This is a genomic window from Streptomyces sp. NPDC127038 (genome assembly GCF_042725875.1).
Classification (GTDB): domain Bacteria; phylum Actinomycetota; class Actinomycetes; order Streptomycetales; family Streptomycetaceae; genus Streptomyces.
Genome location: NZ_JBHXDQ010000034.1, coordinates 43,723 through 57,513, shown reverse-complemented (window position 1 = coordinate 57,513; position 13,791 = coordinate 43,723). Strand labels below are relative to the sequence as shown.

15 protein-coding genes are annotated in these 13,791 nt (G+C 72.5%); 9 read left to right on the top strand and 6 right to left on the bottom strand.

Going from position 1 to position 13,791, the window contains the following annotated elements:
* The first annotated feature begins 290 nt into the window (after positions 1 to 290).
* The 7 genes from ACFWI4_RS23125 (at position 291) to ACFWI4_RS23095 (ending at position 4,479) form a co-directional block, all read left to right on the top strand.
* Entirely contained in the window at positions 291 to 593 is a 303-nt protein-coding gene (locus ACFWI4_RS23125; protein WP_387199233.1) for a hypothetical protein, read from the top strand.
* An 86-nt stretch (positions 594 to 679) separates the two neighbouring features.
* Positions 680 to 919, top strand: coding sequence for a chaplin (locus ACFWI4_RS23120; RefSeq protein WP_387199320.1), 240 nt, complete (start codon positions 680 to 682; stop codon positions 917 to 919).
* Positions 920 to 1,083: 164 nt separating this feature from the next.
* Positions 1,084 to 1,581, top strand: coding sequence for a DUF5949 family protein (locus tag ACFWI4_RS23115; protein WP_385406763.1), 498 nt, complete (start codon positions 1,084 to 1,086; stop codon positions 1,579 to 1,581).
* Positions 1,581 to 2,210, top strand: a complete 630-nt coding sequence (locus tag ACFWI4_RS23110; protein ID WP_387199229.1) for a vitamin K epoxide reductase family protein — start codon at positions 1,581 to 1,583, stop codon at positions 2,208 to 2,210. Before ACFWI4_RS23115 ends, ACFWI4_RS23110 begins: the two co-directional genes overlap by 1 nt.
* Positions 2,211 to 2,326: 116 nt before the next feature.
* Positions 2,327 to 2,845, top strand: coding sequence for a hypothetical protein (locus ACFWI4_RS23105; protein WP_387199226.1), 519 nt, complete (start codon positions 2,327 to 2,329; stop codon positions 2,843 to 2,845).
* 244 nt (positions 2,846 to 3,089) lie between these two features.
* Positions 3,090 to 3,629, top strand: coding sequence for a tyrosinase family oxidase copper chaperone (locus tag ACFWI4_RS23100; RefSeq protein ID WP_387199317.1), 540 nt, complete (start codon positions 3,090 to 3,092; stop codon positions 3,627 to 3,629).
* Complete coding sequence (locus ACFWI4_RS23095; protein ID WP_385406752.1) at positions 3,613 to 4,479, top strand: tyrosinase family protein; 867 nt, start codon at positions 3,613 to 3,615, stop codon at positions 4,477 to 4,479. Before ACFWI4_RS23100 ends, ACFWI4_RS23095 begins: the two co-directional genes overlap by 17 nt.
* 131 nt (positions 4,480 to 4,610) lie before the next feature.
* On the opposite strand, the gene ACFWI4_RS23090 is transcribed toward ACFWI4_RS23095, so the two are convergent.
* On the bottom strand, positions 4,611 to 4,922 hold the full coding sequence (locus ACFWI4_RS23090) for a chaplin (RefSeq protein WP_387199223.1): 312 nt from the start codon (positions 4,920 to 4,922) through the stop codon (positions 4,611 to 4,613).
* A gap of 232 nt (positions 4,923 to 5,154) precedes the next feature.
* On the bottom strand, positions 5,155 to 6,114 hold the full coding sequence (locus tag ACFWI4_RS23085) for a D-2-hydroxyacid dehydrogenase family protein (protein ID WP_387199220.1): 960 nt from the start codon (positions 6,112 to 6,114) through the stop codon (positions 5,155 to 5,157).
* Between the two features lie 127 nt (positions 6,115 to 6,241).
* Here ACFWI4_RS23085 and ACFWI4_RS23080 point away from each other — a divergent pair, with 127 nt between their 5' ends.
* Together ACFWI4_RS23080 and ACFWI4_RS23075 are read left to right on the top strand one after the other, a co-directional pair.
* A complete protein-coding gene (locus ACFWI4_RS23080) occupies positions 6,242 to 6,847 on the top strand; it encodes a hypothetical protein (RefSeq protein ID WP_387199217.1) in 606 nt (201 codons plus the stop codon).
* A 31-nt stretch (positions 6,848 to 6,878) separates the two neighbouring features.
* A complete protein-coding gene (locus ACFWI4_RS23075) occupies positions 6,879 to 7,631 on the top strand; it encodes a YcnI family protein (RefSeq protein ID WP_387199214.1) in 753 nt (250 codons plus the stop codon).
* Positions 7,632 to 7,720: 89 nt separating this feature from the next.
* Here the strand turns inward: ACFWI4_RS23075 and ACFWI4_RS23070 are convergent, their stop codons facing one another.
* The 4 genes from ACFWI4_RS23070 to ACFWI4_RS23055 all read right to left on the bottom strand — a co-directional run bounded on the left by ACFWI4_RS23070 (position 7,721) and on the right by ACFWI4_RS23055 (position 13,744).
* Entirely contained in the window at positions 7,721 to 9,139 is a 1,419-nt protein-coding gene (locus ACFWI4_RS23070; protein ID WP_387199211.1) for a Cys-Gln thioester bond-forming surface protein, read from the bottom strand.
* 258 nt (positions 9,140 to 9,397) lie between these two features.
* Positions 9,398 to 9,865 carry a single-stranded DNA-binding protein gene (locus ACFWI4_RS23065; protein ID WP_387199208.1) on the bottom strand — a complete coding sequence of 156 codons (468 nt, stop codon included), beginning with the start codon at positions 9,863 to 9,865 and terminating at the stop codon, positions 9,398 to 9,400.
* 133 nt (positions 9,866 to 9,998) lie between these two features.
* Positions 9,999 to 12,140 carry a GTPase gene (locus ACFWI4_RS23060; protein ID WP_387199205.1) on the bottom strand — a complete coding sequence of 714 codons (2,142 nt, stop codon included), beginning with the start codon at positions 12,138 to 12,140 and terminating at the stop codon, positions 9,999 to 10,001.
* A complete protein-coding gene (locus tag ACFWI4_RS23055) occupies positions 12,137 to 13,744 on the bottom strand; it encodes a dynamin family protein (RefSeq protein ID WP_387199202.1) in 1,608 nt (535 codons plus the stop codon). Before ACFWI4_RS23055 ends, ACFWI4_RS23060 begins: the two co-directional genes overlap by 4 nt.
* Positions 13,745 to 13,791 lie beyond the last annotated feature (47 nt).

Sequence of the window (13,791 nt, the reverse complement as noted above, 5' to 3'; positions counted from 1 at the left end):
GCCGCCTCACCCCGGGTTCGGGAACCCCCCCCCCCCCCGCCTCCCCCCGCCGCGCACTCGCCCGGCCGCCCCCCCCCCCCAGACGGAGGGCGGCCGGTCCGCGTTGCCGAAGGGGAAGGGATCTCCCTGCCGGATGTTCAACCGGGGCGCGCGGACAAGCGGTTGGAGGATTTCGCGGCGAGCGGTCGGAGGAATGTCCGCACGTGGAGTTTCCGTCGCGTTCGGGGCTCGTTAGGCAGCGCACAGAGGAATTCCCTCCGGCGACACCGGTCGCCGAAGAAAGGAACACGATGAAGTCCCTCAAGGCCGCCGCCGTGGTCGCCGGTTCCCTCGCCGTCGCCGGTGTCGCCGGGCCCGCGTTCGCCGCCGGAGCCTCCGGCGTCGCGCCCTCCAGCCTCAACGGCGCCCTGGAGACCGTCACCAGCCAGCGTTCCCTCAGCGTGCAGGACGTCCTTCCCCTCCAGCACCAGTCGAACGCCCTCGACACCGAGAGCAAGGGCTCCGCGCTCAGCGGCGTGAACGACGCGACGAAGACGCTCAACACGACCGCCGCTCCCGCCCAGCTCCTCGGCGGTCTTCCCCTTCAGGGTTAGTCGTAACCCTTGCTCGCGTGTCTTTCCGCAATGCCCGCGAGCATTTCCCTAGGCTCTGCAGAAAATCCCCCATGAAAGGCATCACAATGAACACCGCCAAGAAGGCCGCTCTTATTTTCGTCACCGCCGGAATGGCCGCGGGTGCCGCCGCGGGAAGTGCCGCCGCCGACTCGGGCGCGGAGGGCGCGGCGGTCAATTCCCCCGGTGTCCTGTCGGGCAACGTCATCCAGGTCCCCGTCCACGTCCCGGTCAATGTCTGCGGCAACACCGTCGACGTCATCGGCCTGCTGAACCCGACTTTCGGCAACACCTGCATCAACCACTGACACCGCACGGACGCCGTGCCGGGAAGGGCCGATTCCGAGGTCGGGAATCGGCCCTTCCCGCTGTTCGAGCCGCGTACCTCTTTCGTGTGGTCACGCTCCCGGACATCCCCCGGTCGGGTGATTTCGGACCGGAACCCGAACGGGCGCATCGATAAGGTTCCGCGGTGACCTCAACCTCAAGTGAAATGCGCCCTCTTCGGGTCGCCGATCTCGGCACGCTCGCCGTCATGGCGTTCAGCGGAGAAGCCCCCGACGGCGACATGCCCTATCTCCTCGCCTACTCGCTGGGAGACGGCGACGGGGGTCCCGAGGGATCCGCGGCCGCCATCCGGCAGCTGCTGATCGACAACGGACTGCCCGTGGGCGACACCCTCATCGACGGATCCCGGCAGCCGGGACTGCCGCTCACCCTGCTCGTCGAGGCCGGCCAGGCCGTCGTCAGCATGCCGCACCTCAACGCCCAGTGCGTCGCCCCGCCCGAGTGGCTCGCGGCGGTCGCGGAACGCGGCTACGCCTACTTCCTGTTCGCCACCCGCGCCTGGCCCGTGGCCCAGCCCGGCAAACCCGTCGCCGCCGAGGACCTGACGGCCTTCGCGGGCGACGAGGGGACCCTGCTCAGCGCCTCCCACGTGCTGCTGCCCGCGCGCACCCTGCGCGGCTGATGACGGCCGCCGCGGGACGGGGGACGGGCGGCGGCCGGGGCGCGCGCGGGCACACCGCCGGCAGCAGCCGCGCCTTCGCCCTGCTGATGGTGATCACCGGGGCCGCCGGGCTGCTGGCCGCGTGGGTCATCACGATCGACAAGTTCAAGCTGCTGGAGAACCCGAACTTCGTCCCGGGGTGCAGCCTGAACCCGGTGGTCTCCTGCGGCAGCGTGATGAAGAGCGCCCAGGCGTCGGCGTTCGGCTTCCCCAACCCGATGCTCGGTCTGGTCGCGTACAGCGTGGTGATCTGTGTCGGCGTGAGTCTGCTGACCGGTGCGGGATTTCCCCGGTGGTACTGGCTGACGTTCGACGCGGGCACGCTGTTCGGCGTCGGATTCGTCAGCTGGCTCCAGTTCCAGTCGTTCTACCGGATCAACGCGCTGTGTCTGTGGTGCTGTCTGGCCTGGGTCGCCACGATCATCATGTTCTGGTACGTCACCTCCTTCAACGTACGGAACAATTTCCTGCCAGCACCGGAATGGCTGAAGGCATTCTTCGCGGAGTTCACCTGGGTTCTCCCGACGCTGCACATCGGCGTCGTCGGAATGCTGATCCTCACGCGCTGGTGGGATTTCTGGACGAGCTGAATCGGCCTATCGGACGACAAATGTGCCCGTCGGGGGAATCTTGAGCTGATGACGTTCCCGGAATCGTTACGTGGTACGGACCCCGAACCCCGAAACCGAAAGGGACCGTACCCGAGATGAAGCAGAGCACACGAGGAACCCTCGCCGCCGTCATGACCGGCGTGGCGGCGGCGGTCGGTGCCGCCGCCGCGGCCCCCGCCACCGCGGCCGACACGGTACCGATCGCGGTGCCGCTGAACGGTGTCGAGCAGTCCCTCGGCCTGAAGACGCCCAGCATCGCGGGTGAACTGCCGCTGCCCCTGCCGGGCCGGCTGGACGGACCGCGGTACGTCGAGGGCCGGATGCTCCCCGAGCGGGCCGTTCCCCAGGTGCCGCTCAGCGGCGGGCTGCCCGGCGCGGACATCCGTACGCCGCTCCCCGACCTCCTCGGCGACGGCGCCGACCACCTCGGACTCTCCGCGCCGGCCGCCGGTCTGCGGGCGCTGACTCCCGGCGTGTCCCTGGACAGCCCGCTCGGCGCTCCGGACCCCCACCGTCTCGGCCTGCCCGGGCTGAAGGTCCCTCAGGCCGCCGTGCTCACCCCGCTGCTGGAGACCGTGCCGGTGGCGAACCTGGAGATGGGGTCCGGCTCGTAGCCCGGTCGCCTGCCGCGGACGGGCGGTCGCGTACGGCGGCGCGGACACCCGGGAGTCCGGCCCGGGCCCGCCGCCGCTGCCGTCCGGCCCGTCCGGGCCCGCTGCCGCCGGTCCGTCCGGTGCCGCCGCTGCCGCCACCCCTGCCGTCGCGGGCCGGTCGTGGCCCGCCGCCGTCGACCGGTCCTCCCGAAACCGACCGAAACAGCCTGAACTCGTCGAGGAGAGAAGCATGTTCACCAGCTGGATGCCGGGCAGAGCACCGAGGCGCGGACGGGTCCGGGGGCCCGCCGCCCCGGCGCGCGGCCGCGGAGGGGAACGGATGGCGGGCGGGCTGGCGCTGACCCGCCGCGGCGCGATGCGGGGACTGCTCGTATCGGCCGTCGGCGTGGCGCTGGCCCCCGTCGTCGCGGCCTCACGGCCGCCGCGCCGCCACTCCCGCGACCTGTCCTTCGACGAGATGTACCGCGGCCGGCACATCCTCGGCACGAGGAACGGCGGCGACGGCCGGGCCGCGTACGCCGGAGGGGACTGGCAGGTCACGGTCGACGGCCGGCCGCTGCATCTGATGCGCCGCGCGGACGGCAGCTACCTCAGCATGGTGGACCACTACGAGTCGTACCCGACCCCGCTCGCCGCGGCACGCGCGGCCGTCGACCAACTCGGCCCCGCCGAGCACCTCAGGAGCATGGGGGCCATGAACGGCGGTGCGGGCGAGGGCCGGAGGCCCGGCGCGGGGGCGAGCGGCATGGAGGGGGGCGGCCACCACCATGGTGTACACGCGTAAGAACGCCGGCACCCTCACGAGCGCGGAGCGGCGCCGTTTCGTCACCGCGATGCTGGAGGTGAAGCGCCGGGGGGAGTACGACGAGTTCGTCCGCCGGCACATCGACTACTACGTCTCCGACGGCGACGGCGGCCTGCGCGCCGCCCATATGGCGCCCTCGTTCCTGCCCTGGCACCGCTGCTTCCTGCTGGACCTGGAGCAGGCCCTGCAACGCGTGGACCCCGGCGTGAGCGTTCCCTACTGGGACTGGACGCGGGACCGTACGCAGACCTCGGCGCCATGGACCAAGGACCTGCTCGGCGGCAACGGGCGCCGTTCCGACCGCCAGGTCATGACCGGCCCCTTCGCCTACGCCCAGGGCAAGTGGACGATCAAGGAGGGAGTGACCGACGGGGCCTTCCTGATGCGGGAGTTCGGCCGCCCGGGCAAGCCGATCCAACTGCCCACCCGGGCCGCCCTGGACACCGCCCTGGCCGACCCCGTCTACGACACGGCCCCCTACGACTCGACGGTCACCCGCGGTTTCCGGAACCGGCTGGAGGGCTGGGGGCACGGGACGGGCAACGCCACCTGGGAGAACCACAACCGCGTCCACCGCTGGGTCGGCGGCCACATGCTGGGCGGCGCCTCCGTCAACGACCCCGCGTTCTGGCTGCACCACGCCTTCGTCGACCTCCAGTGGACCCGCTGGCAGAAGCGCCACCAGGGCGCCCGCTATCTGCCCGAGCGACCCCCGGGACCGCGCGACTCCCAGTACCGGCGCATCGTGGCCCGCCGCGAGAAGATGCCGCCGTGGGGCGTGACACCGGAGTCGATGGAGGACCACAGCCACATCTACCGGTACGTCTAGCGCATCCACCGGCACGTCCGGCCGTGTCCGTTTGCCGGTCTGTCCGTGTCCGCCGGTGGACACGGCCGCCCCTCGCGGACACGACGAGGCCCCGGCGGTGACTTCCCGCCGGGGCCTCGCGCGTGCTGCGCTCAGCTGCCGTAGCCGTGCGCGCCGTGGGTGCTGTGCGGGGCGTGCGGGTGGTGCATCTCCTTGAGGTGACCGCCACCGTTCACGCAGGTGTTGCCGAAGGCCGGGTTCAGCAGTCCGACGACGTCGATCGTGTTGCCGCACACGTTGACCGGAATGTTGACGGGCGCCTGGATGACGTTGCCCGACAGGACACCGGGCGAGCCGACGGCCCCACCCTGGGCGCCGGCGTCGGCCATGGCCATACCTGCGCCGCTGAGGGCCACGGCGCCCGTGCCCACGACGACTGCTGCGGCCTTCGCGATGCGAGACATCACGTTCTCCTTAAGAGTCGATGAGTGCGATGGCTCGGACGCGACCGCACGTCCCCTTCAACGCGTCCGTCCACACCTGGTCACGGGCACTCGTCAGGGGATCACTCTTCGAACAGGGGCCGGAAGAGCGGCCGTTCGTCCGGCCCGACCCGGCCTGGGCGGGGTCGGGCGGCGCCGGGCGGGTGGGTGAGCCGGAGGACGAGGAGTGGGCGGAGGCGCGGTGGCGGGCGGTTCAGCCGAGGCGGCGCACCGGCGTGCCCGCCAGGAACGCCCGGATGTTCTCGACGGCCGCCCCGTAGTACGTCTCGTAGTTGGAGCGCGACACATAGCCGAGGTGAGGGGTGGCCAGCAGTCGCGGGGCCGAGCGCATCGGATGGCCGGCCGGCAGCGGCTCGATGTCGAACACGTCGACGCCCGCCCCGGCGATCCGCCCCGCGTGCAGCGCGGCCAGCAGGGCGTCCTGGTCGACGATCGCCGAGCGTGAGGTGTTGACGAGGAAGGCGGTCGGCTTGAGGAGGGCCAGTTCGGCGGCGCCCACGAGCCCCCGGGTGCGCTCGCCGAGCGCGAGATGGACGGAGACGAAGTCGCTCTCCGCCAGCAGCTCCTCCTTGGAGGGCGCGAGCTCCACTCCCACCTCCCGCGCCCGTTCCGCCGTGAGGTTCTGGCTCCAGGCGCCGACCCGCATCCCGAACGCGAGACCCACCTGGGCCACCTTGCCGCCGATCTTGCCGAGCCCCAGCAGGCCGAGCCGTCGGCCGTGCAGATCGGCGCCGACGGTGCTCTGCCAGGGCCCGCCCGCCCGCAGGGCGTCGTTCTCCGTGACGATCCCCCGTGCGAGACCGAGCAGCAGGGCCCAGGTCAGCTCGACCGGGGGAGTCGAGGAACTCGGCGTACCGCACACGGTCACCCCGTGCGCCTCGGCCGCCGCGTAGTCGATCACGCTGTTGCGCATCCCGGAGGCGATCAGCAGTCTCAGCCGGGGCAGCCGGGCGAGCAGGGACGCGGGGAAGGCCACGCGTTCGCGCAGTGTGACGACGATGTCGAAGTCCGCCAGCGCGGCGGCCAGCGCGTCCTCGTCGCCGAAGTGCCTTTCGAAACAGGTGACTTCCACCACGTCGGCGACGGGCGACCAGTCGGCGATCGTCGTCGCGACGCCCTGAAAGTCGTCGAGCACGGCACAGCGAAGACGCATCTCGGGTCCTTTCCAGACTGATCCGGACCCTACCCGAGCCCCGGCGGGCGGACCCGCACGGACCGTGACGCGGACCGCAGGGGGAAGCCGCACGGTCACTCCTTTCCCATGGGAGTATCTGGGCACCATGAATGCGTCGCCAGCGGTACGGAGTCTGCGCGCCGCGGTGTTCGCCGTACTGTGCGTGCTGCTGGCCGCCGGCGGGCACCTGCTCGCCACCGGACAGGCACCGCCGCTCCGGGCCGAGGGCGCGGGCCTCCTCGCCGTGTTCGCCGCCGGCTGCGTACTGGGCGGCCGCGAACGGTCCCTGTACGGCATCGGCGGCGCGATGCTCGTCGCCCAGGCGGGACTCCACCTCGGCTTCGAGGCCGCCGCGCCACGCATGGCGATGACCATGCACGGCATGCCCGGGATGCACGGGATGCCCATGGCGCAGCCGTCCGCCCACGCCCTGACCCCCCACGCCACGGCCGCGCACGTCGCCGCCGCCCTGGTGGCGACCTGGTGGCTGCGGCGCGGCGAGGCGGCCCTGTGGACCCTGCTGCGCCGGGCCGTGTCGTTCGTACCGGGCCTCGCGGCCTGGTGGACGACGAGGACGGGCGCGCGTCCGGCACAGGCGTACGGGAACGCCGTCACCCGCACACCGGCCGGTGCGTGGCCGCCCCGCACGGCGCTGCTGCGTCACGCCGTCTCGCGCCGGGGACCACCGGCAGGGCTCGCCACCGCGCCCTGACCCTGTTCCCCCTCAGTTCGGAGTTCCCCGGATGTCCTCGATCAGCACCACCCTGCGCCGCACCGGCACCGTCGCCGCCCTCGTCACCGCGGGCGTCCTGACCGCCGCGGGCGCGGCCTCCGCGCATGTGACGGTCCACCCCGAGAGCTATGCCAAGGGAGCCACGGACGGTCTCCTGAGCTTCCGTGTCCCCAACGAGGAGGACACCGCCAGCACCACCAAGGTGCAGATCTTCCTGCCGACCGATCACCCCCTTCTGGGCGTCCTGGTCACCCCGCAGGCCGGCTGGACCGCGAAGGCGACCACCGTGAAGCTGAAGAAGCCCGTCAAGACGGACGACGGCACGATCACCGACGCCGTCTCCGAGATCACCTGGACCGGCGGCCGGATCCGCCACGGCGAGTTCCAGGACTTCCAGGTCGCCTTCGGCCAGCTCCCGGACGACGTCGACCAGCTGACCTTCAAGACCCTCCAGACCTACTCGGACGGCAACGTGGTCCGCTGGATCGAGCAGCCGCAGAAGGGCCAGGCGGAGCCGGAGAGCCCGGCCCCGGCGCTCGCCCTCACCGCCAAGGGCGCGGGAGACGAGCCCGCCCCGGCCGCCACGGGTGCCTCCGGCTCCGACTCGTCCTCGTCGTCCTCGTCCGCAGGGAAGCCGGCCGCGAGCGCCAAGAGCAGTGACTCCACCGCCCGCGCCCTGGGCACCGCGGGTCTGATCGTCGGCGCCCTCGGCCTGCTCGCTGCCGCGTTCGCCGTCGTCCGCGTCCGGAGCACCCGCCCCTAGCCCCGCCGTGACCGCCGCCGCCCCGTCAACTCTCTTCGTCGGGGCGGCTTTTCACTGCCCGGGCCGGAGGCCGGCCCGGTGCGCTGCCGTCAGACCCGCGGCGGTGTCTGCTTCCTGCCGAGGAGGACCACCACGGCGCCGCCGATCACGACGAGGCCGATGGCCGCGCCCGCGATGACCGGGGTCATTCCGGAGCCGCCGGTCTCCGCGAGGTCGGTGCCCCCGGCGGAGCCTCCCACGGACGCCGGGCTCGGCTCGCTGAGCGTCTGCGCCGAGAGGCCGCTCGCGCCGCCCTGGGTCTTGCAGTCCAGCACGCCCTTGAACCGCTTGCCGAGACCGTCCGCGCCACCGTCCGTGCTGCCGATGGTGAAGTCGTAGGCCTGGTCTTCCTGGAGCGGGATCGTGAGCGTCTCGGATATGCCCGCCGCGACGGTGTGCTCGACGCCCATCAGCTCGAACGTGAACGCCTGGTCGCCCTTGTTGGCGGCCGTGATGTCGACGCCGCCCTTGGCGCAGTCCTTCCGGGAGGACAGCGCGGGTATCGCGCCCTTCGCCGCCCAGTCCGCGGTCGCGGTGGCGGAGACGGTGGACTCGCTGGAGCCGGCGAGGATCTGCGTCTGGCTGTGGGTGTCCGAGGTGAACGCGCGGCCGACCGGCACGGTCGTGGAGGCCTGCACGGTCAGGGCCGTGGAACCGTCGGCGCCCTTCTCCGGCACGTCGAAGTAGAGGCGGCTGCCGTTCGTCGCGGAGGTGACCGGCCTGCCGTCCTTGTCGACGACCTTCACACCCCCGGCGGCGATGTCGGTGGGCGGGGTCACCGTCACGCTGCCCGCGTTGGTGTGCACCGTGACCGGGCCGAGCCGCTCACCGGGGCGGCCGGACACCGCGGCCGGGGTCAGCGTGAGCGAGGCCTCGGGCTCGGCGAGGTTCCGGGCGTTCTTCTGGAGGTAGTCCGCGAGTTTCTCGGCCCGCGGGTCGGCGGCGTCCACGTGGGCGCCGTCCGAGTACCGCCAGATCGCCACCTGGGTGCCGGCGGCCGCGTCCTGCTCGGTGAGACCGGAGACCCCGGCCTTCTCCGCCAGCGCCGCCAGGTCGTTCACCTGCGGATAGGAGTTCTCCAGGATCCAGCGGATCTTGCCCGCGTCCTTGTTGCCGCTCAGCGACGTGCCGCTCCAGGAGGTCTCCTGGTATCTGGCGTCCCGCTGGGTCGGGTTGTGGAGGTCGATGCAGTAGGTCTGGAGCATGCCGCCGTCCTCGACCGTCATCTCGAACAGGCCGGCCGAGACCCAGGAGTCCTCGCCGTGATCGTGGATGATCGCCGAACCGTACGTCTTCAGGTCTCCGATGGTGGCGGTCGCTCCGCCCTGGCTCTGCGGGATCTCGTCGGCGGCGGCCGTGCCGGCCGCGGAGAGCGTCCCCGCGGCGGCGAGCCCCCACACCAAGGCCGCTGCGGCGAGACGGGCTGCCCCTCGCCCTCGCGCGGACAGGACAGAGAACGCAGAAGACACAGAATTCCCCTTCGCGCAGGACCCTTTGACATGGGGGACGGTCCCGCCAGCAGAATCAGAAGCCCCGAAAGCTGTGTTCGGCATCCTAAAGAAGCCCCGCATCGCTCCCCCCAGTCATGTCATCCGATAACCGATCTGACTCGGAATCGTTATCGCGATCAGCTTCGTGAGCTGGGCCTATCGACAAATCCACGAAGGCCGTCCGCCGTGTATTTGTCGATAAGCCGCAGTTCGGTCAGATCGGGTCTGTCTCTGACATCACGTCACCCCGGCCGGTTCCGGACGTGGTTGGGACGCGCCCTCAGGGCCGGTCTCCGGGTCCGATTCCCAACTGGGTTCGGGGCGCTGCGCCGCGGCCGGCTCGCCCTCCTTGGACGGACGCCGGAACGCCGACGTACCGCGGGAGAGGTCGTGGCCGATCGCCACCGCGTCGATGTCCGCCGACGTCCAGCTCTGCCCGTCACGCGTCTCGGTACGCACCTTCAGCCTGCCCTGCACGATGACGGGATCACCCACCGACACCGAGGCCCCGACGTTCGTGGCGAGGGAGCGATTGGCCCACACCGTGAAGAAGTTGGTGTGCCCGTCCGTCCACCCGTTCTTCTCGCGGTCCCAGTACCGCGAGGTCACCGCCAGCCGGAACCGCGCCGAGGCGCCGTTCGCCAGGTCCCGGTACACGGGCCGTGTCGCCACATTGCCCACCGCGCACACCATCGTCTCGTTCATCGTCGATCCCTCCCGTGCGGTTGCGTCTGCCGCGGCGGCCGCCATGCGCTGCGGTCGCCGCGGGATCAGACTGCCTCCGCCGGGCCGGGCCCGCTCGACGCTGTGCGCCGCCGGACGGTTGTGGAAATCCGCGTCACCCGACCGGGGTACCCACCGCCGTGCCCGACGTCGTCCCGGCCCCCACGACCCGCCCGTACTGCTCCCGCACCTCGCGGTACCGCAGCAGCTCCGCCGCCACGGGATCCAGCACCCGGGCCCTGCCGCATCCGGCGGCCGCCTCGCGCAAGCGTCTCTCGGCCTCCAGGCCGTAGCGCCGCGCCGGCCCGCGGGCCGCCATTCTGCTCGCCCACTCGACGGCCGGTCCGCCGACGATGCCCGACAGCATCAGCAGCACCGGAACCCCGAGATTCGGGGACATGACCCCGATGATCTGACCCACCAGCCAGAGCCCGCCGATCACCTGGACGATCGTCATCGCGGCCTGCGCCAGCACCGCGACGGGCCACCAGCCCGGCCTCGGCGGACGTCCCGCCGGCGCCGTGGCCCGCGCCGCCATGTCGTCCAGCGCCTCGGGCAGCCCCTGGGCGCCCCGTACGGCGGCCTCGCGGACCGCCTGGGCCCAGGGCGCGGGAAGCCCGTACGCGGCCCGGTCGGCGACCGTACGCACCGCCTGCTCCACCCGCTGGCGCGCGGTGGCCTCCTCGTCCGCCGGAGCCCGTACGGGAAGACGCCCGGTCGGGGGCTCGCGCCGTTCCAGATACCAGCGCCACAGCCGCAGCCAGGGCGTCCCGCAGGCCCGGTTGGCGTTGCGCCGCCAGGACCGCTCGGCGGCCTCCCCGGTCGCCACCGCGCCGACCGCGTCCGCGAGCCGGTCCGCGAACTCGTCCCGCGCCTCCTCGCTCAGCCCGACCCGCCGCCCCGTCGCGTAGACGGGCCGCAGCCGGGCCGCGGCGGCGTCGAGATCGGCCGAGACACGCCGTGCGGCGGCCCCGCGCTCCGCCACGAACTGACCCAGACACTCCCGCAGTTCGGGGACCCCGGCCCCGGTGAGAGCGGACAGCGAGAGGACGGTCGCACCCGGTTCCCCGTACTCGCCGAGCGCCATGCCGTCCTCGTCGAGCAGCCGCCGCAGGTCGTCGAGGACCTGGTCGGCGGCTTCCCCCGGGAGCCGGTCCACCTGGTTGAGGACCACGAAGGTGACCTCCGCGTGTCCCGCCAGCGGCCGCAGATAGCGCTCGTGGAGGACGGCGTCCGCGTACTTCTCCGGGTCCACGACCCAGATGACCGCGTCGACCAGCCCGAGGACCCGGTCCACCTGCGCACGGTGCTGGACGGCCGCCGAGTCGTGGTCGGGCAGGTCGACCAGGACCAGGCCGCGCAGCTGCGCCTCCGCCTCGGCGCTCTGCAAGGGCCGCCTGCGCAGCCTTCCGGGAATGCCGAGCCGGTCGATGAGGGTGGCCGCGCCGTCGCTCCAGGTGCACGCGATGGGCGCCGACGTGGTGGGCCTGCGGACGCCGGTCTCCGAGATCGCCACGCCCGCGAGCGCGTTGAAGAGCTGCGACTTGCCGCTGCCCGTCGCTCCGGCGATGGCGACGACGGTGTGTTCCCCGGAGAGCCGGCGGCGCGCCGCCGCCTCGTCCAGGACCCGGCCGGCCTCGGCGAGCGTCCCGCTGTCCAGACGCGCGCGCGAGAGGCCCACCAGCTCGCGGAGCGCGTCCAGGCGCGAGTGCAGCGGGGCGTCGTAGGAGAGCGGGGCCGGTACGGCGCCGACGGCGGCCTTGGCCTCGGCCGACGGCGTCTGGTAGCGGGTGGGGGCCGTCTCGGTGACGCGCCGCGCGATCAGGCCGTCGTCCCAGACGGGGCCGTCCTCCGCGCGCGCGGGGTCGTTCCGCGCGGCCGCGCCGTTCCCGCTCCGCTCACCGCGGCCGGCGCCTCCGCCACCGGCAGCCGGCCGGCCGTCCGGGGCGTCCCCCTGGAGAGGGGCGTTTTCCCGGACACCGCCTTCGGAGCGGCCCTCGGAGCGGCCCTCGGAACGGCCCTCGGAACGGCCTTCGGAACGGTCCGCGGAGCCGGCCTCGGCACGCCCTTCGGGGTGCTCCTCCGAGGGACGGCCGTTCTCCGAGCGGCTCTCTCCGGGCCGGCCCTCTCCAGGGGGCACGTCTCCAGAGGGGCCGTCTCCAGGGGGTCCGTCTCCGGGACCGTTGTCCCCGGAACGGCCGTCTCCGGGGCGGTCGGCCTGGTCGGTGTGGTCAGTGACGGCGGTCACCGCGGTCACCTCTCCTTCTGAAGTACGGACAGCGCGGCGATGAGTTCGGCCTGGGGTTCCGGATGGACCTCGAGTGCTTCCAGGGGCGCCAGACGACGCTCGCGTTCGGAGTGCAGCGCCTTGTCGACCAGCTCCGTGAGCAGCCGGCCGCCCTTGTCGCGCAGCCGCAGCGCCCCGTGCGCCCCGATCCGCTCGGCCAGCCCCTCGCCCGCGCTGCGCGCCCTGCGGCCGCCCAGGAGGGCGGTGGCGACCAGCGCGGCCACCACCGCGGAGTCCGGCGCGACACTCTTGTCGAGGTCGCGCACCTCGTCCTCGGCGTACTCCTCCAGGACGCGTCGCCAGCGCCGTACGGCCAGACCGATCCGGTGCTCCGCGCTCTCCAGCGCCGGATCACGGTCCGCCAGCTCCGGCGCGCCCGAGGCCGGTTCGCGGCGCCAGGCGTTGTCCACGCGTTCGTCGGCGGCGGTGACGGAACACAGCAGCAGGGCCGACAGGCTCTCCACGAGCGCGTCCAGCAGCTCCTCGGCGGTGCAGTCGAGCGGATAGGCGCGCCAGCGCTTGAGAGCGTCCCCGGCGAGCACGGCCCCGGCCTGAAGCCGCCCCTTCGCGCGCGTGTGCTCGCTGTCGTAGGCGCCTTCCACGGCCGCGGTGAGGCGTGTCGCGGCGGCGTACTGCGCGGCGGTGGCGCTGGCCAGCTCGGGCATCCGGGCCTTCAGGGAGTCGAGGACGCCATGGGCGGTACGGGCCATGGCGCCGTGCCGGGCCCCCGGGTCCTGGACCTGGTGCGTGAGCCACGCGCGCAGGGGAGCGACGGCCGTGGCGGGCAGCAGGCCTCCGCCCCAGGCGGACTCGGGCAGTTCGGGCACCGTGAAGCGGGGCGCCTCACCGAGTCCGGCCTTGGCCAGCAGGGCCCCGTACTGCCGTGAGACCTCGGACACCACCTGGTGCGGCACCCGGTCCAGGACCGTCACCAGGGTCGCCTTCTGCTCCTTGGCGGTACGCAGCAGATGCCAGGGCACGGCGTCGGCGTACCGCGCCGCCGTCGTGACCATCACCCAGATGTCGGCCGCGCAGATCAGTTCGGCGGCCAGTACCCGGTTGTCGGCCACCAGGGAGTCGACGTCGGGCGCGTCGAGGAGGGCGAGGCCGCGGGGGAGCGTGTCGGCGGTCTCGATGCGCAGCACCCGCTCCCCGCGTTCGTTGAGGGCGGGAAGATCGTCGCCGGGCTCCTGATGGGGCATCCACACGCGCGTGAGCTGGGGCAGCACGCGCATGCCGCTGAACCAGTGATGGTCCTCCGGATGGCACACCAGCACGGGTGTACGGGTCGTCGGGCGCAGTACGCCCGCTTCGCTGACCCGCCGTCCCACGAGAGAGTTGACGAGGGTCGACTTGCCGGCACCGGTGGACCCTCCGATGACGGCCAGAAGGGGTGCTTCGGGTTCCTTCAACCGGGGCACCAAATAGTCGTCGAGCTGTGCGAGCAGTTCGTCGCGGTTGGCACGCGCGCGTGGAGCCCCTGCCAGGGGCAGCGGAAAGCGTGCGGCGGCGACACGGTCGCGCAGGGCGGAAAGTGCGTCGAGCAGCTGAGGCCGTACGTCCAAGGTCACCACATGCGAAGAATGCCCAATTTTGGAGTCTTTCTGAAGCATATGGGTAT